The sequence below is a fragment of the Kitasatospora sp. NPDC048662 genome, assembly GCF_055587065.1.
In genome coordinates this window covers 1-26,118 of record NZ_JBVJHA010000023.1, presented here as the reverse complement: position 1 = coordinate 26,118, position 26,118 = coordinate 1, and the positions used below count along the sequence as shown (strand labels likewise).

The 26,118-nt window shown below is 73.5% G+C and carries 21 protein-coding genes; 9 read left to right on the top strand and 12 right to left on the bottom strand.

Annotation, left to right across the window (positions count from 1 at the left end):
- Positions 1–37 precede the first annotated feature (37 nt).
- Entirely contained in the window at positions 38–496 is a 459-nt protein-coding gene (locus tag ACZ6R9_RS33330) for a DUF3499 domain-containing protein (protein WP_380488699.1), read from the bottom strand.
- Positions 497–530: 34 nt separating this feature from the next.
- Between ACZ6R9_RS33330 and ACZ6R9_RS33325 the strand changes: the two genes are divergently transcribed.
- Complete coding sequence (locus ACZ6R9_RS33325) at positions 531–977, top strand: metallopeptidase family protein (protein ID WP_380488698.1); 447 nt, start codon at positions 531–533, stop codon at positions 975–977.
- A 34-nt stretch (positions 978–1,011) separates the two neighbouring features.
- On the opposite strand, the gene ACZ6R9_RS33320 is transcribed toward ACZ6R9_RS33325, so the two are convergent.
- From ACZ6R9_RS33320 to ACZ6R9_RS33310, 3 genes are all read right to left on the bottom strand, one after another.
- Positions 1,012–2,688 (bottom strand): DUF5719 family protein, encoded by a 1,677-nt coding sequence (locus ACZ6R9_RS33320; protein WP_465542493.1) that lies wholly within the window; start codon positions 2,686–2,688, stop codon positions 1,012–1,014.
- Positions 2,689–2,694: 6 nt separating this feature from the next.
- Positions 2,695–6,552, bottom strand: a complete 3,858-nt coding sequence (locus tag ACZ6R9_RS33315; RefSeq protein WP_465542491.1) for a glycosyltransferase family 2 protein — start codon at positions 6,550–6,552, stop codon at positions 2,695–2,697.
- 195 nt (positions 6,553–6,747) lie between these two features.
- On the bottom strand, positions 6,748–7,020 hold the full coding sequence (locus ACZ6R9_RS33310; protein WP_014136066.1) for a WhiB family transcriptional regulator: 273 nt from the start codon (positions 7,018–7,020) through the stop codon (positions 6,748–6,750).
- Between the two features lie 626 nt (positions 7,021–7,646).
- Between ACZ6R9_RS33310 and ACZ6R9_RS33305 the strand changes: the two genes are divergently transcribed.
- The 3 genes from ACZ6R9_RS33305 to ACZ6R9_RS33295 are packed head-to-tail and all read left to right on the top strand — an operon-like array spanning position 7,647 to position 10,518.
- A complete protein-coding gene (locus ACZ6R9_RS33305) occupies positions 7,647–8,228 on the top strand; it encodes a cysteine dioxygenase (RefSeq protein ID WP_465542501.1) in 582 nt (193 codons plus the stop codon).
- 20 nt (positions 8,229–8,248) lie between these two features.
- On the top strand, positions 8,249–9,220 hold the full coding sequence (gene cofD, locus ACZ6R9_RS33300) for a 2-phospho-L-lactate transferase (protein WP_465542488.1): 972 nt from the start codon (positions 8,249–8,251) through the stop codon (positions 9,218–9,220).
- The gene (locus ACZ6R9_RS33295) at positions 9,217–10,518 is read left to right on the top strand and encodes a coenzyme F420-0:L-glutamate ligase (protein WP_465542486.1); all 1,302 of its coding nucleotides are present in this window, start codon (positions 9,217–9,219) and stop codon (positions 10,516–10,518) included. The genes cofD and ACZ6R9_RS33295 overlap by 4 nt, the downstream gene beginning before the upstream one ends.
- Positions 10,519–10,675: 157 nt before the next feature.
- On the opposite strand, the gene ACZ6R9_RS33290 is transcribed toward ACZ6R9_RS33295, so the two are convergent.
- Entirely contained in the window at positions 10,676–11,590 is a 915-nt protein-coding gene (locus tag ACZ6R9_RS33290) for a DNA-3-methyladenine glycosylase family protein (RefSeq protein WP_380488693.1), read from the bottom strand.
- A 118-nt stretch (positions 11,591–11,708) separates the two neighbouring features.
- On the opposite strand from ACZ6R9_RS33290, the gene ACZ6R9_RS33285 reads away from it, so the two are divergent.
- Both ACZ6R9_RS33285 and ACZ6R9_RS33280 read left to right on the top strand, forming a co-directional pair.
- Positions 11,709–12,497, top strand: a complete 789-nt coding sequence (locus tag ACZ6R9_RS33285; protein ID WP_465542484.1) for a TIGR03089 family protein — start codon at positions 11,709–11,711, stop codon at positions 12,495–12,497.
- 139 nt (positions 12,498–12,636) lie between these two features.
- Entirely contained in the window at positions 12,637–14,154 is a 1,518-nt protein-coding gene (locus ACZ6R9_RS33280; protein ID WP_465542482.1) for an LCP family protein, read from the top strand.
- 5 nt (positions 14,155–14,159) lie between these two features.
- Here the strand turns inward: ACZ6R9_RS33280 and ACZ6R9_RS33275 are convergent, their stop codons facing one another.
- Both ACZ6R9_RS33275 and ACZ6R9_RS33270 read right to left on the bottom strand, forming a co-directional pair.
- Complete coding sequence (locus ACZ6R9_RS33275) at positions 14,160–14,777, bottom strand: acyltransferase (RefSeq protein WP_465542480.1); 618 nt, start codon at positions 14,775–14,777, stop codon at positions 14,160–14,162.
- Positions 14,778–14,842: 65 nt separating this feature from the next.
- Positions 14,843–15,886, bottom strand: coding sequence for a glycosyltransferase (locus tag ACZ6R9_RS33270; RefSeq protein ID WP_380488689.1), 1,044 nt, complete (start codon positions 15,884–15,886; stop codon positions 14,843–14,845).
- A gap of 104 nt (positions 15,887–15,990) precedes the next feature.
- Between ACZ6R9_RS33270 and ACZ6R9_RS33265 the strand changes: the two genes are divergently transcribed.
- Positions 15,991–17,448, top strand: coding sequence for an LCP family protein (locus tag ACZ6R9_RS33265; protein WP_465542478.1), 1,458 nt, complete (start codon positions 15,991–15,993; stop codon positions 17,446–17,448).
- 7 nt (positions 17,449–17,455) lie between these two features.
- On the opposite strand, the gene ACZ6R9_RS33260 is transcribed toward ACZ6R9_RS33265, so the two are convergent.
- The 4 genes from ACZ6R9_RS33260 to ssuE all read right to left on the bottom strand — a co-directional run bounded on the left by ACZ6R9_RS33260 (position 17,456) and on the right by ssuE (position 23,662).
- The gene (locus ACZ6R9_RS33260) at positions 17,456–19,321 is read right to left on the bottom strand and encodes a hypothetical protein (RefSeq protein ID WP_465542476.1); all 1,866 of its coding nucleotides are present in this window, start codon (positions 19,319–19,321) and stop codon (positions 17,456–17,458) included.
- Between the two features lie 242 nt (positions 19,322–19,563).
- Positions 19,564–22,122, bottom strand: coding sequence for an ABC transporter permease (locus ACZ6R9_RS33255; RefSeq protein ID WP_465542474.1), 2,559 nt, complete (start codon positions 22,120–22,122; stop codon positions 19,564–19,566).
- A gap of 16 nt (positions 22,123–22,138) precedes the next feature.
- The gene (locus ACZ6R9_RS33250) at positions 22,139–22,924 is read right to left on the bottom strand and encodes an ABC transporter ATP-binding protein (protein WP_380488685.1); all 786 of its coding nucleotides are present in this window, start codon (positions 22,922–22,924) and stop codon (positions 22,139–22,141) included.
- Between the two features lie 183 nt (positions 22,925–23,107).
- Positions 23,108–23,662: an NADPH-dependent FMN reductase gene (gene ssuE / locus ACZ6R9_RS33245; RefSeq protein ID WP_380488684.1), complete on the bottom strand. Its 555-nt coding sequence runs from the start codon at positions 23,660–23,662 to the stop codon at positions 23,108–23,110.
- A gap of 382 nt (positions 23,663–24,044) precedes the next feature.
- Here ssuE and ACZ6R9_RS33240 point away from each other — a divergent pair, with 382 nt between their 5' ends.
- Positions 24,045–25,325 (top strand): LCP family protein, encoded by a 1,281-nt coding sequence (locus ACZ6R9_RS33240; RefSeq protein WP_380488683.1) that lies wholly within the window; start codon positions 24,045–24,047, stop codon positions 25,323–25,325.
- A 91-nt stretch (positions 25,326–25,416) separates the two neighbouring features.
- A complete protein-coding gene (locus ACZ6R9_RS33235; protein ID WP_465542471.1) occupies positions 25,417–25,986 on the top strand; it encodes a serine O-acetyltransferase in 570 nt (189 codons plus the stop codon).
- A 15-nt stretch (positions 25,987–26,001) separates the two neighbouring features.
- On the opposite strand, the gene ACZ6R9_RS33230 is transcribed toward ACZ6R9_RS33235, so the two are convergent.
- Positions 26,002–26,118 (bottom strand): acyl-CoA dehydrogenase family protein (locus tag ACZ6R9_RS33230; protein ID WP_359858682.1); only part of this gene is annotated, 117 nt, incomplete at its 5' end.

Genomic DNA, 26,118 nt, shown 5'->3' with positions numbered 1-26,118 from the left:
CCGGGGAAGCTCAGGTGTCAGGCCGGTGCGGGGTCGCTCAGTTGTCCGGGGAGCGCAGCACCCGCAGGTGGCCGCGGCGGCCGGACTCGCCGTCCGGCGGGGGGCCCTGACGGGACGTCCGCTCCTGCGGGCGGGCGGCCTCGCGCACCGCGTTGGCCAGCGCCTCCAGGTCGTCGCTGCTGCGCCGCAGCGGGTTGGTCTCGGCGGCCAGCCGGACCACCTCCCAGCCGCGCGGGGCGGTGAGGCGCTCGGCGTGTTCGGCGCACAGGTCGTAGCAGTGCGGTTCGGCGTACGTCGCGAGCGGGCCGAGCACCGCGGTGGAGTCCGCGTAGACGTACGTCAGCGTCGCCACGGCCGGACGGCCGCACGCGGTCCGCGAACAACGACGTACAGAGCTCACGAGGGTGGACGGTACCGCAAGTGGGACCGGGCCGCGAAGACCCGCCCCCGGCTCGCGTGTCCCGGTGCCGTCACGCGCCGTGCCCGAGTGGTCCACTTCGGGGCATCCAGGGACTACTCTCGACACTGCTATGGACAGCTCGACACCCCCGTCCCCGCCCGGTCCCGGTCGCCGCAGGCACCGCGACCGGCACGGCCGTGGCCTGCGCGGGCCGCTGGCCCCGCCGCAGGTGCCCATTTCGCTGACCCGCTCCGAGCTCTTCGACGACTACGTCCGGGAGTCGATGGAGCGGCTGCTGCGGCGCTGGCCGCAGTTGGAGGACGTGGAGTTCGCCGTCCTGGAGGTGCCGCTGCCCGTCAAGGGCGAGCCGGACCTGGACGGGGTGCCGCTCGGCCGGGTGATTCCCGGCGGCAAGGGGCGGCGCAGCCGGATCCTGGTCTACCGGCGGCCGGTGGAGATCCGCGCGAAGGCGAAGGAGGACCGGGCCGCGCTGGTCCACGAGGTCCTGATCGAGCAGGTCGCGGAGCTGCTGGGGCTGTCGCCGGACGCGATCGACCCGCGGTACGGCGAGGAGTAGCCGGCCGGGGCCGCCGACTCCTCGCCGCGGCACGCTACTTGAGCACCACGCCGGGGTCGCCGGTGACCTGCGGCACCTGGACGGTGGCGTGGTCGTCGCGCAGCTGCTGGGTGGTGAAGGCGGGGACGTCCTTGACGTTGGTGGCCAGCTGACGGGCCGCGAACACCGGGCCGCCGCTGAGGGTCTCCACGGTGAGCGCGTACGGCCCGTTCAGGCCGGCCGGGTCGATGCCGTCCACGGCGACGGTGGTGCCCGCCGGGACGGACACCTCCTTGGTCACGGGGGTGCCGCCGCTCGCGCCGGCCGAGGAGGAGACCCGGACCTTGGCGTCGGAGTCGGCGGCGGTCAGCAGCAGGGTGGTCTGCCCGCCGCGGTTGTCGGCGATCGAGGCCCGGGCACCCACGGGGGTGCCGCCGGCCAGCCAGGCGGCCTCGGTCTTGCCCTTGTTCTCCCGGTCCACCCGCAGCCCGGCCACCACGGGGGTGACGTGGTTGGGGTCGGACGGGGTGAGCCGGATCGCGCTGACGCCGTCCCGGGTGTCCGCCGTGAACTGGAAGTCCAGGACGGCGGTCATGCCGGCCTTGACGTGGATGCTCTCCTTGTTGGCGGGCGTGAACCAGCCGTTCTTGCCGGAGAGCTGGACCTTCAGGTCGGCGTCGTCCGCGGAGTCGGTGGCCACCACCAGGTGGGCGGTGGTGACGTCCGCGGGGATGCCGGGGATGGTGACGGCGGGGGCGGGGTCGGCGGACGGCTCCAGCCAGTCGGCGCCCTTGTTGCTGTCGCGGGCGTGCAGGCCCGCGCCGATCCGGCCGCTGCGGGCGACCACGTGCACGGCGAGGTCGGCGACCGGGCCCTTGCTGAGCCCGTTGAGCGCGATCGACTGCGAGGTGCCGGGGGCGAGCGCGATGCCGGTGGCCAGGTCGTTGTCGATCAGGCCCTTGTCGCCGTACAGCCGCAGGTCGACCACGGCGGGCAGGCTGTCGGCGTTGACCAGGGTGATGTAGTCGTACCGGTCGCTGACGGTGCTGGCACCCGAGAACCAGAAGCTGGTGCCGGAAGGCGCGCAGCGGGCACCGGACAGTGCGGCGGAGCCCTGCTCGGAGGTGGTGGTCTGGGTGGCGGTGAACCCGGGGGCGAAGCTGCCGGTGGCGATCGCGAAGGTGCCGGGGGCGTTGTCGTTGTTGGCGGCCGGCCCGCTGACCGGGACACCGGGCTTGGCGAGCGTGACCCGGGCGTCGAACACCGCCCCGGACTGCTTGCCGGGGCCGCCCGACGGCGCACCGGAGGGCTGACCGGACGACTGCCCGGACGGCTGGCCCGAGGGCTGCCCCGACGGGTCGCCGGAGGGGCCGCCGGCGGGCCGGGCGGGGCTCTGCGCGGCCAGCACGTTGTCGGGCCTGACGTCGCCGAGCACGCCGGTGCCCGCGTTGCCGCTGCCGCCCTCGGGGCTGAACAGGGTCAGGCTGGTCTGCCCGACCGCGCCCTGCAGCGGCATCGGGCAGACCAGCGCGCTGCGTTCGACCTGCGCCGTGGTGCGCTGGCCGGCCGTGCCGGTGGCCGGGGCGACGGGGGCACGCAGCTCGGCGATGCCGAACACCAGGCCGAGCACCGCGACTGCGGCGAGCAGCGACTGGCCGGTGCGGCTGCCGCCCTTCACCGCGCTCAGGTCGGGGGCCTTCAGCTTGGGGGTCTTCAGGGTGGGCCTCTTCATCGCGGATCAGCTCCCCGTCCCGGGCTGCTGCGGGTGGTGGCCGCCGCCGTAGGGGTCGTTGGGGTCGTAGTAGGTGGTGGGCTGCTGCTGTTCGGGCAGCCAGGTCTGCTGCTGCCCGTCCTGCTGCCCGTCCTGCTGCTGCGGGTAACCGGCGCCGGCGGCGTACGGATCGGTCCAGCCCTGGGCGGGCGGGGTGTCGTAGCCGTAGCCGGGCTGCTGGCCGTACTGGTCGTACGTCTCGGGCTGGTAGGGCGCGCCGACCGGCTGCTGCTGGGTGTAGTCGTGGCCGTAGCCGTCCGACTGGTAGCCCTGCTGCTGGTACGGGTCCGCCTGGTAGGGGTCGGCCTGGTACGGGTCGGCGAACGGCTCGGACTCGGCCTGGTAGGCCGGGGCGGGCTCGGGGTCGCCGGCCGGCTGGGCCGGGATGCCGGGGGCGTAGACGCCGGGTTCGGCCTGCGGGTCCTCGCCCTCGCCGCGTTCGGCGAGCCGGCGGGCCCGGCGGCTGCCGGGGGCGGGGGCCTGGGCCTGCGCGGCGGCGGCCAGCGCCTGGGCGGCGACCACCTCCTCGGGCAGGTCGTCGTCGTTGTGGTTGCGCCGGCCGGGCAGGGCCAGCACCAGCACGACCACGCCGAGTGCGAGCTGCGCCCAGACCCAGCCGGTGTGGAGCAGGCTGCCGGTGCGGGTGACGTCCAGTCGGCCGCCCTCGGCGGGCAGGTCGAAGCCCTGCGCCCAGCCGTCCAGGGTGACGGCCTTGAGCGGCTTGCCGTCCAAGGTGGCCTGCCAGGCGGGGTCGGCCTGTTCGGCGAGCCGCAGCTGGCGGCCGGCCGGGCCGGCCGGGATGGTGGTCCAGATGTCGTGGGCGCCGGCCGGGACGACCACCGGGACGGCGCCGGGGCTGACGATCTGGGCCCGGGTGCCGGGGACGGCGGTGACCTGCCAGAGGCCGACGCCGTGGTCGAGGCTGAGCCGGATCACGCCCGGGGTGGTGTCGAGGACGTCCTTGACCTTGCCGATCACCGGGTCCTTGACCTGGATGTAGCTGACGCCGTACCCGGCCAGGGTGCGGGCCAGGTCGCCGCCGGAGCCGGCCAGCAGCTTGGCGGTGAGCTTTCCGAGCTGCTGGTCCGCGGCCTCGTCCACGGTGCCCTCGGCCTGACCGGTGCTCAGACCGGCGCCGCGGACCAGCGCGTAGCGGATCGTGGTGCCCTCGGCGTCGCCGCTGACCGTCAGGGTGCGGGAGCGGTCGGAGGTGTCGCCGGCGTCCGCGATGAACGCGGGGACCTGCGCGGCGGTGTCGCGGCGCAGCGGGCCGTCGGCGCCGACGAGCGCCCACCAGGCGGCGGTGCCGACGGGGGCCAGTACGGCGAAGGCCAGCACCAGGGCGGCGACCGGCTGGCGCCAGCCGAAGGCGATGCCGGACACGCGGGCGTTGGCGCCGTCGGCGCCGATCGCGGCGGCGGCCAGCAGCGCGACACCGGCCAGCAGGGTGGCGGGGCCGGCCCAGGCGGCGGTGGCGGGTCCGCCGGAGGCGGGGGTGACGGCGGTGCCGGCCACCACGACCGAGAAGACCAGTCCGGCGGCGGCCGCGCCCCAGGCGGCGAGCACCGCGCGGCGGCGGTCGGCGCGCAGCAGCGCGGCGAGCGCGGACAGCACCACGCCGGCCGACAGCCACACCGGGGGGACGCCGGCGCCGCCGGGGTTGACCAGCACCAGGCCGAGCGGGTCGGCGGCCGGGCCGCTGAAGCCGGGGACACCGGCCTCCAGCAGCAGCCGGGACGGGTGCGCGAGGACCTGGATCGACCAGGGGGCGAGCACCAGCACGGGCACGCCGAGGATCACCACGACGCGCAGGCCGAGCAGCCGCACCGCCTGCATGCCGGAGCCGAACGCCCCGCCGCGGAGCACCGCGTGGACCAGCGCGGCCACGCAGAGCGGCACCGCTATGGCCCAGACGAGCGGGACGAAGGCGGTGCTGAGGGTGAGCAGCAGCACGGTCATCCAGGCGGAGCGCCAGCCGGGGCGGGCGCCCTTGGCGGCGGTCTCCTTGCGGATGCCGAGGCCGGCGGCGATCGCGGCGGCGCGGGCCAGCGGCGGCAGCAGCACGGCGAGCACGGCGGTGCCGATCCGGCCCTGGGCGAGCGCTCCGGTGGCGGCGGGCAGCAGCGCGTAGGTGGCGCTGGCCCAGGCGCGGACCAGCTTGGAGGCGATCAGCGGACGGGAGACCAGGTAGGCGCCGACCGCTGAGAGCGGCACCGAGAGCACCACGATCAGGGTGAGCGCCAGGTCGGCGTGGTCGAACAGCGCCCAGGAGAGGATGGCCAGCACGCCGAGGTAGGGCGGGGTGGCGGCGGTGGAGCCGGTGCCGACGGGGTGCCAGGGGTCGGCGAACATGTTCCACAGGCCGGCCGCGCCTTCGCCGGCGGGCAGCAGCGCGCCGCCCTGCAGGAAGCCGGAGCCGATCAGGTTGCGGCAGGCGACCAGCGCGACCAGCAGCAGCGCGGCGAACAGCACCGGGGCGGGCCGCCGTACCAGCTTCTTGAGCAGCGCGAACTGTTCGACCACCAGGTCGTCGGTGTCGTCCTCGCCGGGCCCGGACTCGACGGAGCCGTGCCGGCCGGCGCCCGCGTCATCGGCGCCGCCGATGCCGAGCGAGCCGACCATGTTCTCGACGGCGAGGCGGACGGTGGCGCCGGGCGGGGGGAACAGGGTGCGGTCGTCCATCGAGTCGACCGAGCGGGTCTTGCGACGCTGCGCGCGGGCGGCCATCAGCCGTGGCAGGCGCACCAGTTCGTGGCCGAGGCCGGCGATCTCGTCGTAGGCCTGCCGGGGGTCCTTGCCGACCAGGTTGCCGATCACCCGCACCAGGGTGCCGACGATCAGCCGGAGCAGGACGTACGGGAACAGCGCGCCCTTGGAGTTGGCGAGCAGGGTGTAGACGGCGCCGGCCTTGTCGACCCGGTGCGGGTGGGCGGGGCCGCAGTCGATGGCGCGGCGTTCGCGGCTGGCGGCCTCGGCGTGCCGGAGCACCGCGTCGGGGGCGACCACCACCCGGTGGCCGGCCGCGTTGACCCGCCAGCAGAAGTCGGTGTCGTCGCGCATCAGCGGCAACGCCCGGTCGAATCCGCCGAGTTCCTCGAACACGTCGCGGCGCACCAGCATGCCGGCGGTGGAGACGGCGAGCACCGGGCGGACCTGGTCGTGCTGGCCCTGGTCCTGTTCGCGGCGGTCGAGTCCGGTCCAACGGCGGCCGGAGCGGGCGATGGTGACGCCGACTTCGAGCAGCTGCCTGCGGTCGTACCAGGAGCGGAGCTTGGGGCCGACCACGGCGGCGGTCGGGGTGGAGTCGGCGACCTGGAGCAGGCGGCGCAGGGCGTCGGTCTGCGGTTCGCAGTCGTCGTGCAGCAGCCAGAGCCACTCGACCGGCTTGGTCTCGCGCGGTCCGCCGCGGCCGAGGTCGTCCTCGTGGGCGAGCGGGTCGCCGAAGTCGTCCCAGCCGCCGGTGACCGGGTCGTAGCCGGACGGGTCGAGGCTGTAGGAGAGGTCTTCGGGGCGCAGCGGCGGGCTGTTGAAGACGGCTTCGCCGACGGCGCGGCCGAAGCCGACCCGGCGGCCGAGGATCTGCGGGCCGCTGCCGGGGAGCCAGTCGCCGAGGGTGTCGGCGAGCAGCTGCGGGGAGTTGTCGGTGGAGCCGGTGTCGACGGCGAGGATGCGCTGGACCTGCCGGTCCTGGCCGAGCAGCCCGGCGAGCGCCTGGGGCAGCCAGCGGGCGCCGTCGTGCGAGACGATCACCGCCGTGACCAGATGGCGCGGGTAGGCGGGAGGCCTGGCAGCGGAGAAGCCGCTCTGGTGGCTGTAGACAGTCATCGGGTGCGCGGACCACCGGTTCGGGTTTGACGGCAGATGACGCACCACACTAACGGCTCCGACTGGTCCGGTTCTCCCGGGTGGTGTGAAGAGACGGTGCAACGGGTATCGGCACCGGCGGCCAGGCTGCTGCGGGAATGCGAAAGCGCCCCACCTGAGGGTGAGGCGCCGACACGGGTGAGGTCTGCAGGGAGGTCAGACCGCGCTCTTCTTCAGACGGCGGCGTTCGCGCTCGGACAGGCCGCCCCAGATGCCGAACCGCTCGTCGTTGGCGAGGGCGTACTCCAGGCATTCGGCGCGGACCTCGCACGCCAGGCAGACCTTCTTGGCCTCCCGGGTGGATCCGCCCTTCTCGGGGAAGAACGACTCGGGGTCGGTCTGGGCGCACAACGCGCGCTCCTGCCAGCCGAGTTCCTCTTCGTCTTCCTCGATGCCCTCACCGATCAACAGCTCAAAGAGCTCGCTCATTCTGGCGCGCCTCCTCTGCCCCTCTTGGCGTCCCCGTGGTGTTGCCGTTGCCGGTGCGGCGGAACGACACGAGAGAAATTACAGTTGCGTCACTCTGGCCCAGTCAAGCCGAGCTCTGGTATTGGGCCAAGGATTCACTCCCCGGAACCAAGCCACTACGAATAGTGTACATATCCGGACAACCCGGACATCCACCTTGGTTCCTGACCTGTCGTCAGCCCGCCCGACCGTGCCCGACCTGCCGGTTCGAGGCGATCTCACGCCGTCCTTTCCCCCTGATCTTCCCATCCAAACCTGATTGGGCGTTTATCACCCCATCCGGCGCTTCCAGGCCGATGTGACCCGAATGTCCGACCTGCTCCTTGACACTGGAGGGTCGGTTGCGGTCTGCTTGCCCGCATGTCCGAGTTCCCGGCCCTCTTCGCCGACCGGCGCCGCCAGGCGCTCCTCGGTGCTGCCGCGAACTCCTCGTGTTGTTGCCGCTGTCTCCGCTGTATCTAGGCGCCCGCGTCCCACCGCGCGCCGCCCCGGAACAGAGGCCGACCGCGCGACAGTCCCCCTGAACGCTCTCGCGGATCCGGCTGATCCTTGCCCGCAGCCGAACCCGAGGACGTCACACCGTGCGAATGCCCCGCCTCCGCAAGCGCAACCGCGACCGCAACCGCCTGCCCGTCACCCCTGCCGCCGCCCCGCGCTGGACCGACGGTCTGAGCGATGTGTCCATCGCGGGCGACCCGACGGCCTTCCCCCACCTGGCCCGCACCGACCTGCCCGCGCACCCCACCACCGTCGCCGGCTACGCCCGGCTGGTCCGGGAGATCGCCGCCGACCGCGCCCGCTGGGAGCCCCTGGTCCGCTACGACGCGCTGACCCGCTGGTACTCCCGGCTGGAGACCGGCCCCGGCTACGAGGTGTGGCTGCTCAGCTGGCTGCCCGGCCAGTCCAGCGGCTTCCACGACCACGGCCGCTCCGCCGGTGTGATGACAGTCCTTCAGGGTGAGCTCACCGAACGCTCGTTGACGGCGGGCGGCGAGGGCTCGCGCGCCCTGACCCCCGGCGGGCTGCGGGTGCTCGCCACCGGCCACCTGCACGAGATGGTCAACGCCTCGCTGGAGCCCGCGGTCTCCGTCCACCTGTACACGCCCGGCCTGGTCGAGATGAACCAGTACCCGGCGCCGACCCCGCGGCTCCGTCACCGGGTGCACTGACCCGCTGGCAGGATGAAGCCATGCGAATCACTGCACTGGCGGGCGGCATCGGCGGGGCCAGGTTCCTGCGCGGACTGCGGGCGGCGGTCGCGCCGACGGACGAGATCACCGTGATCGGGAACACCGGCGACGACATCCACCTGTACGGGCTGAAGGTCTGCCCCGACCTGGACACCGTGATGTACACCCTCGGCGACGGCATCCACGAGGAACAGGGCTGGGGCCGCCGCGACGAGACCTGGTCGATCAAGGAGGAGATGAAGGCCTACGGCGTCGGCCCCGACTGGTTCGGGCTCGGCGACCGGGACTTCGCCACCCACCTCGTCCGCACCCAGATGATCGACGCCGGCTACCCGCTGTCCGCCGTCACCGAGGCGCTGTGCACCCGGTGGAAGCCGGGCGTGCGCCTGCTGCCGATGAGCGACGACCGGGTGGAGACGCACGTCCGGATCACCGACGCGGACGGCCCCCGGGTGGTGCACTTCCAGGAGTACTGGGTGCGGCTGCACGCCGCCGTGGACGCCGAGGCGATCGTCCCGGTCGGCGCGGACACCGCGAAGCCCGCGCCCGGTGTGCTGGAGGCCATCGCCGGGGCCGACCTGGTGCTGCTGCCGCCGTCGAACCCGGTGGTGTCGATCGGCACCATCCTCGCCGTCCCCGGCATCCGGGAGGCGGTGGCCGGCGCGAACGCCCCCGTGGTGGGCCTGTCCCCGATCATCGGCGGCGCGCCCGTGCGCGGCATGGCCGACAAGGTGCTCGCCGCGGTCGGTGTGGAGACCTCGGCCGCCGCCGTCGCCAAGCACTACGGCGCGCGGACCTCCGGCGGGCTGCTGGACGGCTGGCTGGTGGACAGCTCGGACGCCGCCGCCGTCGCCGAGGTGGAGGCCGCCGGAATCGCCTGCCGGGCCGTGCCGCTGCTGATGACCGACGTCGACGCCACCGCCGAGATGGCCCGCGCCGCACTGGAGTTGGCCGCCGAGGTCGCCAAGTGACCACCGACGGGCTGCGGTTGCTGCCCGTCACCGGGCTGCCGGAGATCGCCGCGGGCGACGACCTCGCCGAACTGATCGCCAAGGCGGGCGAGTTCGAGGACGGCGACATCCTGGCGATCACCTCCAAGGTGGTCTCCAAGGCCGAGGGCCGGCTGCTGCACGCGACGGACCGCGAAGCCGCGATCGACGCCGAGACCGTCCGGGTGGTCGCCCGGCGCGGCGCCGCCCGGATCGTCCAGAACCGCAACGGCCTGGTGATGGCCGCCGCGGGCGTCGACGCGTCCAACACCGCCCCCGGCACCGTCCTGTTGCTGCCGCTCGACCCCGACGCGAGCGCGCGCCGACTGCGCGCCCGGCTTCAGGAGTTGACCGGACGGCGGCTCGCCGTGATCGTCACCGACACCTTCGGGCGGCCCTGGCGCAACGGCCTCACCGATGTGGCCATCGGCGCGGCCGGACTGTCGGTGCTGGAGGACCACCGCGGGCGGACCGACAGCCACGGCAACGAACTGCGCCTGACCGTCACCGCCACCGCCGACGAACTCGCCGCCGCCACCGACCTGGTGAAGGGCAAGGCCACCGGCACGCCCGTCGCGATCGTGCGCGGGCTGCCGCAGCTCGTCACCGCGGAGGACGGGGACGGGGTCCGGCCGATCATCCGCCCCGCCGAGAACGACATGTTCCGGCTGGGAACCTCCGAGGCGATCCGGGAGGCCGTCACACTGCGACGGACCGTCCGGGCGTTCACCGACGAACCGGTGGACGGCGGTGCGGTGCGACGCGCCGTGGCCGCCGCCGTCACCGCGCCCGCGCCGCATCACACCACTCCGTGGCGGTTCGTGCTGCTCGAATCCGCGGAGAGCCGGACGCGGCTGCTGGATGCGATGCTCGGCGCCTGGCAGCGCGACCTGCGGGAGCTCGACGGGTGGTCCGAGGAGCGCATCGCGCGGCGCACCGCCCGTGGTGAAGTGTTGCGCGGGGCGCCGTACTTGGTGATTCCGTGCATGGTGATGGACGGCTCGCACGAGTACCCGGACGCGAGGCGGGCGGGGGCCGAGAGGGAGATGTTCACGGTCGCGATCGGGGCTGCGGTGCAGAACCTGCTGGTCACCCTCACCGGCGAGGGGTACGGCTCGGCGTGGGTGTCTTCGACGATGTTCTGCCGGGAGACCGTCCGGGACGTACTGGACCTCCCTGCGGACTGGGACCCGATGGGTGCGATTGCCGTCGGCCGGTCGGCGGAGGAGCCGAGGGTGCGTCAGCCACGGTCTGCGGATGACTTTTTGACGGTGAGGTAGGCGCGCCGGGGGCCGGGAAGCGGCGGGGTGGGGTCAAGGCGGGGACCAGAAACGGCGGAACGCCAAGCGCCCTGTTGATCACCAGCAGACCCGGCCCCGCCGTTCCCCGGGCCCCTGGTTTCGCACCCCCGGGCCCCTGGATTCGCGCCCGCAATGTTCACCTTGCCCGGTGGTCGTTCGGGGTGAGGCGGGGTCCGTACTTGGGTGGGCGGGTGCCGGTGAGGGGGATGATGCGGCAGAGGCGGTGGCGGTGGGGGCGGTAGGGCTCCAGGAGTGCGAGCATTTGGGTGTCGTCGCTGCGGGGGCGGCCGGCCAGGGCCCAGCCGACGATGTTGGGGAGGTGGAAGTCGCCGACCGAGACGGCGTCCGCGTCGCCGTTGCTGCGCTGCAGGGTTTCGGCGGCGGTCCATGTGCCGATGCCGGGGACGGCGGTGAGGCGGGCGAAAGCGTCGGCGGAGGGCATGGTGGAGGCGGCTTCGAGCTTCGCGGCGAGGCGGACGGCGCGCTGGACGGTGGCGGAGCGTTTGGGATCGACGCCGGCGCGGTGCCAGGCCCAGCTGGGGATCAGCGACCAGTCGCGGGCGGAGGGGGCGACCCGCAGGCCGAGGTCGGCGGCGGGGCCGGGGGCGGGGGTGCCGTAGTCGCGGAGCAGGGTGCGCCAGGCGCGGTAGGCCTCGCCGGTGGTGACCTTCTGTTCCAGGACGGCGGGGACGAGGGACTCCATCACCAGGCCGGTGCGGGTCAACCGGAGCCCGGGGCAGGTGCGTTGGGCGTCGCGGAGCGGTCCGGGGGGCAGTACGAGGCCGGCCGGGTCGTCCTCGGCCCCGAGCAGCGCGGGAAGTTGCTGGAGCAGCCAGTTCGCGCCGGGGCCCCACGCGGTGGCGGCGATCTCGTCGTGGTCGGGTCGGATGCGCAGGGTGCCGGGGCCGTCGGGGGTGCGGGAAGCGCGCCAGACGGTGCCGTCGGGGTCGCGGCGGAAGGCGGGGTCGCCGGTGCCGCGTTGCAGCGGGTAGAGGGTGCGGCCGAGGTCGAGGGGGTAGCCGGGCCGCCACTGTCGGGTCAGCTCTGGCATCGGAGTTCCTCGGGGTGTGCGGGTGGCGGGGGCGTCTGCGAGGGTAACGCGGCGCGGCGGGTGGACGGGCGGGCACCCTCCCGTCCGGCCGGTTGCAGGACGTAGGCTGGACCGCACCATGACTGCGCTTTTCGCTGCCGAAGCCCGCACCCCCGCCGAGCTGTTGCAGGCCTACCTGCGCGCCGGGGCCGGTGCCGATCCGTCCCGCCCTCTGGTGACCTTCTACGACGACTCGACCGGGGAACGGGTGGAGTTGTCGGCGAAGACTTTCGACAACTGGGTGGCGAAGACGGCCAACCTGTTGCAGGACGAGCTGAACGCCTCGCCGGACGACCGGGCGGCGCTGCTGCTGCCGGCGCACTGGCAGAGCGCGGTGTGGCTGCTGGCGTGCTGGTCGGTGGGTGTGGTCGCGGTGCCGGGCGGTGAGCCGAAGGACGCGGACCTGGTGGTGTCGGGTCCGGAGGGCCTGGAGGCGGCGCAGGAGTGCCCCGGGGAGCGGGTGGCGCTGGCGCTGCGTCCGCTAGGCGGCCGGTTCCCGCAGAAGCCGGACGGGTTCCTGGACTACGCGGCGGAGGTGCCCGGGCAGGGCGACCGGTTCGCCCCGTACTCGCCGGTGGATCCGCAGGCGGTGGCGCTGGAGTCGTCGGTGGACGGGCTGGCGCTGAAGCTGACGGGCGAGCAGGCGGTGGCGCTGGCCCGGGAGGGCGCGGCCCGGCTGGGCCTGGACAGCGGAAGTCGTGTTCTGTCGACGCTGTCGTTCGACGACTGGACGGGGCTGGAGGCGGGTCTGCTGGCGCCGCTGGCGGCCGGGGCGTCGGTCGTTCTGTGCCGGAACTCCGGCCAGTTGACGGACCGTCAGTGGCAGCAGCGGATTGAATCCGAACGAGTGACGCTGCGTCTCGGCTGACCATCCCGTGACGACGGCGCGCGCTGCCTGGTGAGGTGATCCGGGCGGGGCGCGCCGTTGTCGTTTCCCGCCGCTCCCACGGGTGACGGCGGCCCGGAGCGGGGTGGTTCGCCGAACGGGCTCCTCTAGGGTGGCCCGGATGAACAGCGGACACCGGAACCGGGGCGACTCGGACAACTCCGGCCGGCGGGCGCGGAGTGCCAGTGCGGTGGCGGGCGGGCGGTCGGCGCGGCGGCGCGGCCGGGTGGTGCGCGGGCGGCGGTTGCTGGCCTGGGTGGCCGGCTCGCTGGGCCTGGTGCTGGTGGCGGGCTGCGGCGGGGCGTTCTACGTGTACCGGCACTTCAACCGGAACATCTCCTCGGTGAAGGTCCAGGTCGGCGACGAGTCGGAGCGCCCGCAGGCGACCAACGACGCGCTGAACCTGCTGGTGATCGGCACCGACAGCCGGGTCGGCCTGGGCCGCGAGTACGGCGACGAGGGGTCCACCGGGCATGCGGACACCACGCTGCTGTTCCACATCTCCAGGGACCGCAGCAACGCCACGGTGGTGTCGATCCCGCGCGACCTGATGGTGACCGTCCCCGAGTGCCGCAGCGGCAGCAGGCGGATCCCCGGCGAGGCGCGGGCGATGTTCAACACCAGCCTGGGGCAGGACGGTCGGGACCCGGGCTGCACCTGGAAGACCGTGGAGAAGTTGACGGGCGTCCGGATCAACCACTTCATGATGGTCAACTTCGAGGCGGTGAAGTCACTCTCCACGGCGGTCGGCGGCGTCGAGGTGTGCGCGGCCACCGCCATCGACGACCCGTACTCGCACCTGAAGATGGCCGCCGGGCGGCACGTGGTGCAGGGCGAGGAGGCGCTGGCGTTCGTCCGGACCCGCCACGCGGTGGGCCTGGGTGGCGATCTGACGCGCATTCCGCTCCAGCAGCAGTTCATCAGCTCGATGATCCGCAAGATGAAGAGCAGCGACACCCTGACCAGCCCGGCCAAGCTGTGGAGCCTGGCGGACGCCGCCACCAAGGCGCTGACCGTGGACAGCGCCCTCAACGACGTCAACCGGCTGAAGGATCTGGCGCTGGACATCTCCCGGGTGAACACCAGGAACATCACCTTCACCACGGTGCCGGTGCTGGACGACCCGACGGACAACAACCGGCTGGTCCTCAAGCCCGGCGACGCGCAGCAGCTGTTCGCGATGATCGCCGCGGACCGTTCGCTGACCGAGGCCGCGCAGCAGCAGACACCGGCCTCCCCCACCCCGGCCCCGACCCCGAGCCCGTCCCCGCTGGACGCCGGCGAGGTGCGGGTGACGGTCCGCAACGGCACCGGGACGCCCGGGCAGGCCGGCCGGGCGGCCTCGGCGCTGCGGGCGAAGGGGTTCACCTCGGCCGTCATCGGCAGCAACACGGATGCCCGCCAGGCCAGTTCGGTGTCCTACCCGGCCGGCCAGGAGGACCGGGCGCGGGCGGTGGCCGCCGCGCTCGGGCTGCCCGCGACGGCGGTGCGGGCGGCGGGCCGGGACGGCCTGCTGGTGGTGCTGGGTGCCGATTTCGTCGGGGCGGGCGTGCCGTCGGCGGTGCCGACCGAGGCCCCGAAGGATCTCCAGCGGGTCCGGGCGGACGACACCAACGTCTGCGCGTCGAAGTTCAAGTAGCCCGGTCAGGACGGGAGTTCGGCGTCCTGAACGAGCGTGTCGGGGGCGGTCTCGGTGTACCGCTCGCCGGTGCGCGGACAGCGCCAGCGGCCTTCGCCGACGGGCTCCAGCGGTTCGCCGGCCCGGCCGACCCACTTGATCCGGCGGGCGGGCACCCCGGCGACCAGCGCGAAGTCGGGGACGTCCCGGTGCACCACCGCACCGGCCGCGACCAGCGCCCACCGGCCGACGGTGACGCCGGCCACCAGCACGGCCCGGCCGCCGATCGAGCAGCCCTGCCGGAGCGTGACACCGCGGGCGTGCCAGTCCTCGCCGCGTTTGAGCCGGCCGTCCGGCTCGACGGAGCGCGGGTACCGGTCGTTGGTGAGGACGGCGGCCGGGCCGACGAAGACGCCGTCCTCGAGCACTGCGGGCTCGTACACCAGGGCGTGGTTCTGCAGCTTGACCCGGTTGCCGAGCCGCACGCCGGGCCCGACGTAGGCGCCGCGGCCGATGATGCACTCGGCGCCGATCTCGGCGTGCTCGCGGACCTGGGCGAGGTGCCAGACGGTGCTGCCCGGGCCGACGGTGGCGCGCGGGTCGACGTCGGCGGTGGCCTCGATCCTGGGGGCGCTGCTCGTCATGGCGCGACCCTAGCGCGGGTGGACGGCCCCCGTCCGGCCTTCCGGGGACCGTCCTCGACGGCCGGTCAGGCGCGGCCGGTGGTGGCCGGGTCGATCGGCGCGGGCGGGGTGGAGGCGATCACCTTGCGGGCCAGCTTGCGCGGCGAGGTGAGGAAGCCGAAGCCCCAGCTCAGGTGCATGGTGGCGAGGGCCAGCGGGACCTGCACCCGGGCCTTGGCGGACAGGCCTCGGCCCTCCAGCAGGCCGCCGGCCACGATCGCCGCGAAGTAGCCGCCCGGCAGCACCAGGAACACCGGGTGCAGCGCGGCGCCCAGCACCGCTCCGCCGACCACGCCGAGCAGGGCGGCCGGCGGGGCCAGGTAGCGCAGGTTGACCGAGCCGCGGTGGTAGCGGGTGACGACCCGGCGCCAGCGGCCGTAGTCCTTGTACTGCTTGGACAGCGCGCGGGGGGTCGGCCGGGGCCGGTAGGTGACCTTCAGCTGCGGGGTGAACCAGACCAGTCCGCCGGCCTGCCGGATCCGGTAGTTCAGCTCCCAGTCCTGGGCGCGGATGAACTCCTCGTTGTAGCCGCCCTGCTGCTCCAGCACCTCGCGGCGGAACACCCCGAGGTAGACGGTGTCGGCGGGGCCGGCCAGGCCGCCGGTGTGGAAGGCCGCGTTGCCGACACCTATCTTCGAGGTCATCGCGGTGGCGACGGCGCGCTCCCACTCGGTCTCGCCCTCGGCGTGCATGATGCCGCCGACGTTGGCGGCGTCCATCTCGTCCAGCAGCCGGACGGCGGTGGCGATGTAACCGGGCGTCAGCAGCCCGTGGCCGTCCACCCGGACCACCACGGGGTGCCGGCTGGCCCGGATCGCGGCGTTCAGGCCGGCGGGGGTGCGACCGGTCGGGTTGGGGACGGTGCGCACCCGCGGGTCCTCGGCGACCAGGGTGGCGGCGATCTCGTCGGTCCGGTCGGTGGACGGGCCGAGTGCGATCACCACCTCCAGTTCGCCGCCGTACTCCTGTTCCAGGATCCGGTGGACGGCAGTGCGCAGGTGACGTTCCTCGTTGAGCACCGGCATGATCACGGAGACCGCCGGCAGCTCCTCAGCAGCCTTGGTGTTCATCGTGCCCGAGCGTACCGGCGCGAACCGCCGGGTGTCGGCCCGGGTCGGTCCCGGTCCGGCGCGTCGCCCGGGCCGGGCGCGCCGCAGCGCTTAGCATTCGGAGAATGCCTGCTCAGCGCCAGCTCGTACGCCTGACCGGATCCAGTCGGAGGCGCCGCCGGCGCTGGGGGATGTGGGCGGCGGGCACGCTCTCCTTCTCGGTACTGGCCGCCTCCTGCGCGGGCTGGGCGGTGCTGAACGGGGTCGGCTCCTCGCTGGGGCGGGTGGACGCGATCGGCGGCGGCCCGGACCGGCCCGCGGACGACGGGGCCTCGACCTTCCTGGTGGTCGGCACCGACGAGCGGGACGGCATCCCGGAAGCCACCCTGAAGAACGTGCTGCACGCGGGCGGCGAGTCCTGCCACTGCACCGACACCATGATGATCGTCCAGCTGTCCGCGGACCGCGGCCGGGCCACCGTGGTGTCCGTGCCGCGCGACTCGTACGTGGACATCCCCGCGCACCAGGACCTGGTCTCCGGCAAGCAGGTGCCCGCCTCCAAGGGCAAGATCAACGCCGCCTACGGGATGGGCGGGGCGCCACTGGCGGTGCGCACCGTGGAGCAGAACACCGGGCTGCGGATCGACCACTACATCGAGGTGAACTTCCTCGGTTTCGTCTCCACCGTGGACGCCCTCGGCGGCGTCGAGGTGTGCTCGCCCAAGCCGCTGAAGGACGACTACTCGGGCCTCGACCTGCCGGCCGGCACCAGCAGGCTGGACGGTGCGGGGGCGCTGCGCTACGTCCGGGCCCGGCACGTGGACGGCTCCTCGGACCTCGGGCGGATGCACCGCCAGCAGAAGTTCCTGGCGCAGCTGCTGCGCCAGGCGTCCTCCGGTGGCACCCTGCTCAATCCGGCGAAGCTGACCGGGGTGATGGACACCGTGCTGCGGTCGGTGAAGGTGGACAAGGGCCTGGGCAACGCCGAACTGCTGGATTTCGCCACCCGGTTGAAGGATGTGTCGGCGTCGAACGCGGACTTCGCGACGGTGCCGCTGTCCTCGGTGGACCATCCGGTGCCGGGCTGGGGCTCGACCGTGCTGTGGGACGAGAAGGGCGCGAAGGCGCTGTTCGAGGCGGTCCGGGCCGGGCGGCCGCTGACCGGTCCGGCGCCGGCGGCGGCCCCCTCGACGGCGCCGACTGCCGGAACGGTTCCTCCCGAGCAGGTGCGGGTGCAGGTGCTGAACGGCGCGGGCGTGCAGGGCCTGGGCATCCGGGTGGACGAGGACCTGCGCAAGGCCGGGTTCGTCACCACCGGCACCCCGTCCAACGCGCCCGGCAACGGACCGGCCGCCACCCGCACCGTGATCCGCTACGACCCGCACTGGGACGAGTCGGTGAGGACGCTGGCCGCCGTGCTGCCGGACGCCGAACTGGTCAAGGTCCCGAACCTCGGCGCGACCTTCCAGGTGGTGGCGGGCAGCGACTACAAGAGCCCGGCCACCGGGCCCGCGCCCGCACCGGCCGCCGCGGGCCCGGTGGCCGGGGCGGAGAGCGGCAACGAGATCAGCTGCCCGGCCTGACGGACGGTCAGCGCAGCAGGTACTGGGCCACCACCCATCCCAGGTAGCCGGCGAGCACCAGGCGGTTCAGCCACAGCATCGAACCGACCGTACTCGCGGGCAGCACGCTCAGCGGGCGGCGCTCCGGGCGCCGGGCGAGCGCGGTGACGGTGCGGGCGACCTGCTGCGGGTCGAACTCGCCGCCGAAGTGACGGTGCAGCAGGCGGGCCGGGAGCACGGGGAAGCCGAACTCCCGGAGCCCGCCGCGCAGCGTGAAGCGGCCCCGGTGCACCGCCGCCGCCGTCACCTGCTGCCAGCCCGCCCGGCCCGCCCGCAGCACGCCGCTGAAGGCGACGCCGTCGCGGTCCACCGCGAGCTGCCAGCCGAACCCGCCCATGACGGCGAGCAGGAGTCCGCTACCCATCAGCAGCGGGCGGAGCAGGCGGTCCATCACGTTGTCCTGATCGGCCAGGAAGTCCATCACCACGCCGATCAGCACGGCGGCGACCGGGGCCGCCGCACAGCGCAGCGCGGTGGGCAGGCCGAACACCCGGGCCGGTTCCGGGCTGCCGTCGGGGTGTTCGGCGAGGTCGGCCGCCAGGTGGCGGGCGGCCTCGGTCTTCACCAGGGCCGCCTCGTCGCGCACGGCGCGGCGCCGCTCGGACGGGGCGGTCAGGACGGCGGCGTGTGCGGCCGTCCACCGGTGCGGCGCCTCCGGGGAGCGGAACACCAGGAGCCGGTTGCGGCCGATCCAGCGGTAGAGCAGCGCTTCGACGGGGGTGTCCGAGCTTCGCTCGTCGTCCGCTTCGCCGCCGGGGTCGGGTATCCAGGCGGCCGGCCCGCCGGGGTCGGCGGACGCGTACTGGGCGGCCCCGTCGCCGAACCGCAGCAGCCGCCACAGAGCCGCCTCGCGGTCTCCGCCGTCCACCGGCAGCACCTCCAGGGCGCCGGCCTCCGTCCGCCGGACCCGGACCCGCAGGGCGGGCGCGCTGTCCCCGATGGTTCGGCGGGCCAGGGTGGTGCGGCGTGCGGAGAGGACCAGCAGGACGGCGAAGGTGCCGAAGGCGCCGACGCCGAGCCACCACACCGTGGAGTCCTGCCACTCGTCGGCGGCCCGGTACCAGCCGGTGCCGTCGACCAGCAGCGGGACCTGCTCGCCGACCGTGCGTTCGCCGCCCACCTCGGCGGTGAGGGTGCGGAAGTCGTGCGGCAGCCGGTACTCGACGGTGGCGCCCTCGCCGCCGTCGTGGACGGTGCGCACGGTGCCCCACGTCCGGTCGGCGCGGGCGGCCCGGCCGATGCCGTCCTCGGTCTGCGACACACCGGCCACCAGCAGCGCCACCGCGCCCGCCCCGAACAGGGCGGCCAGGATCCGCCGTACCCGGGGCACCGCCGGCGGGTCGATCGGGGAGTCGCCGCCCCGCAGCGTCCACGGGTAGGGCACCGACGGGCCCATCAGCGTGGCCAGTTGGGCCTCGGCACGGCGGTGGCCGGCCTCCGCCCGGTACAGCGCGGCGGCGGCTGCGAGGTGCGCGGCGCAGGCGGCAACCGGCAGCCAGGGGCCGGGCAGCGCGTTCGGCAGGAACCAGAGCAGCAGGCCGGCCACGGCGGGCACCACGAAACCGGTGTTCCGGCGCAGCAGCAGCACCAGGAACTCCACCAGCAGCACGGCGGGCGCGGCGCTCTCGGCGTACGGCACGGTGCAGGACCGCCACGAATCGCAGCGCTCCGGCGTCCGGTCGATCACCATCGCCACCACCACCGTCACCACCGGCAGCAGCACCAGCCAGCGGCTGTGCAGCCTCGGCCACACCCGGGCGGCCCGCCACTGGTCGGCGGCGGCCAGCGTCAGCGCGGGCGCGGCGGGCAGCGGAGGCACGGGGTATTCCGACATGCGCGCGATTGTGACAGGCGTCTTCCGGGGCGCTCGCACCGGAGGTAAAGAGAATCTCAATTCCCGTTGCTCGAACCGCCGTTGACGATCAGCCACGAGGCCACGTTGAGAAGAGGAGCGATTCGGACCGGCCGACGGGAGCCGGGGCGTCAACCGGGTGCCGGTGACGGCACTTCACGGCGGCCCGGAACGACGCGGGCCCGCCCGGATGCTCCGGGCGGGCCAGGTGATGTGACGGCCCGTCAGTCGGTGGCGATGGCGGCCAGGACGTTCATCCTCGCGGCGCGGAAGGCCGGGACGAGGGCGGCGACCAGGCCGACCAGCACGGAGCCGATCAGGACGGTGACGACGGTGCCGGTCGGGATGGTCAGCACCGTCAGGCCCTGCTCGGAGAGGACGGCGCGGGCGGTGACACCCCAGCTGAGGCCGAGCACGGCGCCGAGGACGGCGCCGAACAGGGCGATCACCACGGACTCCAGGCGGACGGTGCGGCGCAGCTGACGGCGGGACAGGCCGATGGCGCGCAGCAGGCCGATCTCCCGGGTGCGCTCGACCACGGACAGCGCCAGCGTGTTGACCACGCCGAGGACGGCGACCACGATCGTCAGGCCGAGCAGGCCGTAGACCATGGCGAGCAGCTGGTCGAACTGGGACTTGACCATCTCCTTGTAGCCGGCCTGGTCCTTGACCATCAGCTGCGGGTACTCGGCCAGCGACTTCTGCAGGTCGGCGAGCACCGCGGCCTTGTCGGCGCCGGCCGTCGCGGTGCCGAACGCCACGCCGGCGGGCGGCAGTTGGCCGTTCATCGCCTTGGCGACGGTGTCGGTGTCGGTGAAGAAGCGGTGGTCGAACAGCTGGTTGCCGGTCTTGATCACGGCGGCGACCTTGAGGGTCTGGGTGCGGCCCTCGCCGTAGTTGACGGTGAGCTGGTCGCCGACCTTGACGTGGTGCTCGTCGGCGAAGTCCTGGCCGACCGAGAGGCTGCCGCCGGCGAACACCGCCTCGGCACTGCCGGCGGCCACCGGGAGCCGGAAGTCGCGCAGGTAGTCGGCGTTCGAGACGGCGAGCCGGGTGCGCAGGGTGCCGCCGTCGGGCAGCGCGACCTCGGCAGGGACGTTGCGCTGCTCGGTGAGGTGGTCGAGGCCCTTGGTGCGCCGGGCGGCCTCGGTCATCGCGAGGGTGAGGCCGTTCGTGCGGCCCTCCACCACATAGTCGGCGCCGACGGACTTGTCGATCTGGGCGGTCATCGAGCCGACCATCGAGGAGGTGACCACCGAGGCGCCGATCACCACGGCCAGGCCGATCATCAGCGCGGCGGCGGTGGAGCCGGTGCGGCGCGGGTTGCGGATCACATTGCGCTGGGCGAGCCGCCCGGCGGGGCCGAACAGCGCGGGCAGCAGGCCGCCGAGCAGCCGGACCAGGACGGAGACCAGCAGCGGGCCGAGCACCACCGAGCCGGCCAGGGTGGCCAGCAGGCCGAGGCCCAGCAGCAGGCCGCCGGTGGAGCCGGGCGAGCCTGCGGCGAGCACCAGCGCGGCGGCGCCGGCGCCGGTGATCAGCAGGCCGACCGCGGCCCGGATCCGGTTGGCGCGGGGTTCGGCGGGGGCCGAGTGGTCGAGCAGCGCGGCCATCGGGGTGATCCGGGCGGCGCGGCGGGCCGGGAAGAACGCGGCGAGCAGGGTGACCGGCAGGCCGACGGCGTAGCCGACCACGGGGACGGCCCAGGTGACCTGGAGCGAGGAGGCGTCCAGGTTCATCCCGGTCGCCTGCATCAGCTGGATCATGCCGGCGGCCAGGCCGAGGCCGGCGCCGATACCGATGGTGGAGCCGATCAGGCCGAGGATCAGGCCCTCGACCAGCACCGAACGGTTGACCTGCGACCGGCTGCCGCCGATGGCGCGCAGCAGGCCGATCTCCCGGGTGCGCTGGGTGACCAGCATGGAGAAGGTGTTGACGATCAGGAAGATGCCGACGGCGGCGGACAGGAAGGCGAAGCCGAGCATCGCCCACTTCATGAACTTCAGGAACGAGCCGACGCCCTCGGAGTTCTCCTTCTGCTGCTCGGCGGCGGTCTTCGCCTGGTAGCCGTTGCCGAGGTCGGCCAGCGCGGCGGTCTTCAGCTCGTCGTTGCTGCGGCTGCCGTCGCCGAACACCTCGACGGAGGTGTACGCCTCGGTGCCGAGCAGCACCCGCTGCGCGGTCGGGGTGTCCAGGAAGGCCAGCGCCGCACCGGGGTTGGTGGTCCGGAAGGTGGCGATGCCGGAGACGGTGAAGTCGTGGCTGCCGGTCTCGGTGATCACCCGGACCTTGCCGCCCAGGCCGAGGCCGGACTTCTTGGCGGTGTCGGCGTCCAGCATCAACTGGTCGGAGCCCTGCGGCTGGTGGCCGGAGGTGATGTCCAGTGACTTGCGCGGGGAGTCCGTCCAGTTGCCGGTCAGGGTGGGGGCGCCGCTGGTCGGGCCGACCAGCTTGTTGGTGGCCGGGTCGACCAGGGTGGCGGAGGAGACCATGACCTCGCCGAGGGCGGCCTTGACGCCCGGTTCGGCGGCGAGCCTCTGCTGGGTGGCGACCGGGACGGTCGGGGCCCGGCCGGGGCCGCCGGCGGTCAGCTCGTCCTGCGCCTTGCGCACCGACAGGTCGGAGGCGGTGGCGGCGAACAGCCGGTCGAAGGTGGTGGTGGCGGTGTTGTAGAAGACCAGGGTGCCGGCCACGAAGGCGACCGAGAGCACCACGGCCAGCAGGGAGAGCACCAGGCGCCACTTGTGCGCGAGGAAGCTCCGCAGCGAAGTCTTGAGCAGCATCGTTCCCGGTCCCGTCTCAGCTGGTGCGCTTGCCGTCGAAACGGCGCATGCGGGTCAGGACGGAGTCGGCGGTGGGGTTGTGCATCTCGTCGACGATCACGCCGTCGGCGAGGAACAGCACCCGGTCCGCGTGGCCGGCGGCCACCGGGTCGTGCGTCACCATCACGATGGTCTGGCCGAGTTCGTCCACCGAGCGGCGCAGGAAGCCGAGCACCTCCGCGCCGGAACGGGAGTCCAGGTTGCCGGTGGGCTCGTCGCCGAAGATGATCTCGGGCCGGGCGGCCAGCGCCCGGGCCACCGCGACGCGCTGCTGCTGGCCGCCGGAGAGCTGCCCGGGCCGGTGCTTCAGCCGGCCGGACAGGCCGACGGTCTCGATCACCTGCTCCAGCCACGCCCGGTCGGCCTTGCGGCCGGCGATGTCCATCGGCAGCGTGATGTTCTCCAGCGCGTTCAGCGTCGGCAGCAGGTTGAACGCCTGGAAGATGAAGCCGATCTTGTCGCGGCGCAGCCGGGTCAGCTGCTTGTCCTTCAGGCCGGTGACCTCGGTGTCACCGATCCAGATCCGCCCCTCGGAGACGCTGTCCAGGCCGGCCAGGCAGTGCATCAGGGTCGACTTGCCGGAGCCCGACGGGCCCATGATCGCGGTGAACCGGCCGCGCTGGATGTCCACATCGACCGCGTTCAGCGCCGCCACCCGGGTCTCGCCCGAACCGTAGGCCTTGGTCACCTGCCGGGCCCGGGCGGCGACATCGTTCTGATCGACTACGGGTGTGAGGTGCGCGGCGCTCGGTGCCGTGGTCACTGCGTGCTCCTTGAGGTGGGGTGGGGTCCGCCCGATGCCTCAAGCCTCCCGGCCGCGCCGCGCCCGGGCGTCCTCCACCGGGACGAACGCCACCACCGGGGAACGCTCCGGGACCCGGGCCCTCTCCCTTAGGGGTTCGCGCCCCGCGGGGTAGGGGTCCGGATCCCGGCGGTTGACGAACTGTCAGCCGGCGGTGGCCAGTTCGGCCCGCGGCCGGAGCGCGGCGGAGAACGCGTCCACCACCGGGGTCAGCAGCACCTCGGTCTCCCGTTCCAGCTCGGTGCCGCCGTCCTCGCGCACCCCGATGTGCCGGTCCAGCACGAACCAGCCCTGGGTGACATGCGCGGCGCCCATCGAGGTCAGCACCGGGCGCAGCGCGTAGTCCACCGCCAGCACGTGCGCGGTGGAGCCGCCGGTGGCCAGCGGCAGAACGGTCTTGCCGCGCAGCGCGTACTGCGGCAGCAGGTCGAGCAGCGCCTTCAGCAGGCCCGAATAGGCGGCCTTGTACACCGGCGTGCCGATCACCACTGCGTCGGCCCGCTCGAACAGCTCGACGGCGCGGGCTATCGCCGGGTCGGTGGTGTCGGCGGACAGCAGCGCCTCGGCAGGCAGCGTACGGACGTCCAGCGCGTCCACCCGGTGGCCGTGCGAGACGAGCCGGCGGTCGACGTGCCGCAGCAGCCGGGTGGTGCGGGAGGTCAGGGACGGGGAACCGGAGACGGACAGGATCACGGCCATGGAGTCACCTCGGTGCGTACGGCCGCGCGCACGGCGGCCGGAAACGGGGAGAACGGGAACGCGAGGGCGCGGACGCAGCCGCAGGCACGGGGGTGCGGGTGCGGGTACGCGGGGCTCGCGATGAGGGTGAAGGTGCGGCGAGGACTCAGCCGCGACACAGCGAGCAGGACACCCGACCGTGGTCGACGTGCCGCCGACGGGTGAGGACCTTCCGCTGCTCCATACGGCCATGCAAACACGCACGGTTTTACCGGGTCAAGAACGTGTCCGGCCGATGAACACCGCACCGAACGGTCCGGGCCCTGCATCAAATCGGCCACAAGGAGCCCCGGCCGACCCGGACGATCACTACGCGGCCCGCGGTTCGGGCATCCTTCCCCTCATGAACACGTGGCAGGAGCGCCCGGGGGGCGGCGCATACGGGCAGGGCGACGCGGCACGCGGCCGGGGCGGGGCGGCCTCGGAGCCGCCGCTGCCGCCGTCGTTGAATCCGCGCGGTACGGGCGTCCCGCTCTCCCGCCCCGACCAGCCCCCGTACCAGGGCGGCGGCACGCCCGGCGGCCCCGGCACGCCCAGCGGCCCCGGTGACCGGCCTCCGTACGGTGGCCGGCCGCCGTACGAGCCCGGGCCGAACCCGTCGGGCGATGCCGCCCAGCAGCCGGCCCGGCCGCGCCGCTCGCGCAAGAAGATCATCGGATACTCGGCGCTCGGCCTGGTCCTGGTGCTGCTCACGACCCTCACCGGCACCTACTTCTGGGCGGACGGCAAGCTCCGGCACGAGAACGTGCTCGCCGACTATCCGGGCCGCCCGCCGGCCGGCAAGGGAACCAACTGGCTGATCGTCGGCTCGGACAGCCGCGAGGGCCTGACCGACGCCCAGGAGGACTCCCTCCACACCGGCTCCGCCGAGGGCAAGCGCAGCGACTCGATGATGATCCTGCACATCGGCGACCACGGAAACACCCTGATGTCGATCCCGCGCGACTCCTGGGTGCAGATACCCGCGCACCAGGACACCTCCGGCAACGGAAAGTCCATAGCCGCCGCCACCCGGAAGATCAACGCCTCCTTCGCGAGCGGCGGCGGCCGGCTCCTGGTGCAGACCGTCGAGACCAACACCGGCCTGCGGATCGACCACTACGCGGAGATCGGCTTCGCCGGGTTCGTCGGCCTGGTCGACGCCGTCGGCGGCGTCGAAATGACCATCGACCAGCCGATCAAGGACAAGGACTCCGGCCTCGACCTCAAGGCCGGCACCCAGACCCTGAGCGGCAAGCAGGCCCTCGCCTTCGTCCGCCAGCGGCACCAGATGGCCGACCAGGACCTCGGCCGGATGCGCAACCAGCAGAAGTTCCTCAGCGCCCTCGCCAAGCAGGCCGCCTCCCCCGGCACCCTGCTCAACCCCTTCACTTTCTACCCGCTGGCCTCCGCCGGTCTGGACACCCTGATCGTCGACAAGGACGCCGGCCTCACCGACCTCGGCTCGATGTTCCTCGCCATGAAGGGCGTCACCGGCGGCGACGGCCAGACCATCACCGTCCCGATCGGCAACCCCGACTACCGCACCCCCACCGGCGAATCCGCCGTCAAGTGGGACCCGGCCAAGTCCAAGGCCGTCTTCGACGCGATGAAGAACGACACTGCGGTGCCCGACACCAAGTGAGCGCCTGGCGCAGGACGGCGGGAGTTTCGAACTCCCGTCCTCCAGCGCGTCGTTGACGTGCGCCAGGGCGATCGCCGCGACAATGTCCGGCATGTCGCTGGTGACCTCCCTCATCTACCGCCGCCGAAGCCGGCTGTTCGGCCGCCTGGTCCAGGAAGCCCTGGCCCTCTACGGGGTGGAGGTCCCCGCCGCCGCCGAGATCGGCCCCGGCCTGCTCGTCTACCACCGGGGCTTCGGCACCGTCCTGCACCCCTTCACCACCCTCGGCGCGAACGTCACCCTCTACAACGGCGTCACCATCGGGCGCGCCGACCCGTGGGTACCGCAGGAGGAATCCGCGATGCGACGGGTGGTGCTGGAGGACGGGGTGGTGGTCTGCGCCGGCGCGAAGATCGTCTGCAAGTCCGGCATTCTGACGGTCGGCGCCGGGACCATCATCGGCGCGAACGCGGTGCTCACCCGGTCCACGGGCCCGAACGAAATCTGGGCCGGCGCCCCGGCCCGGAAGGTGGGTGTGAGGGCGCCAACCCAGGGAGAGCGGAGCCAGGGGGAGCACAACCAGGGGCGCGGGGAACTGCGCGAAGCGGAAGGCGCCCGTCGGCAGGATCGCGCCACGGACAGTGACCTGCGCGTGGAAGCGACCCAGCAGACGGGCGCGTGAGAAAACCCGTACTGCCTACGGCAGGTTGCGGGCCATCACGATGCGCTGGACCTGGTTGGTGCCCTCGTAGATCTGGGTGATCTTCGCGTCGCGCATCATCCGCTCCACCGGGTAGTCCCGCGTGTACCCGTA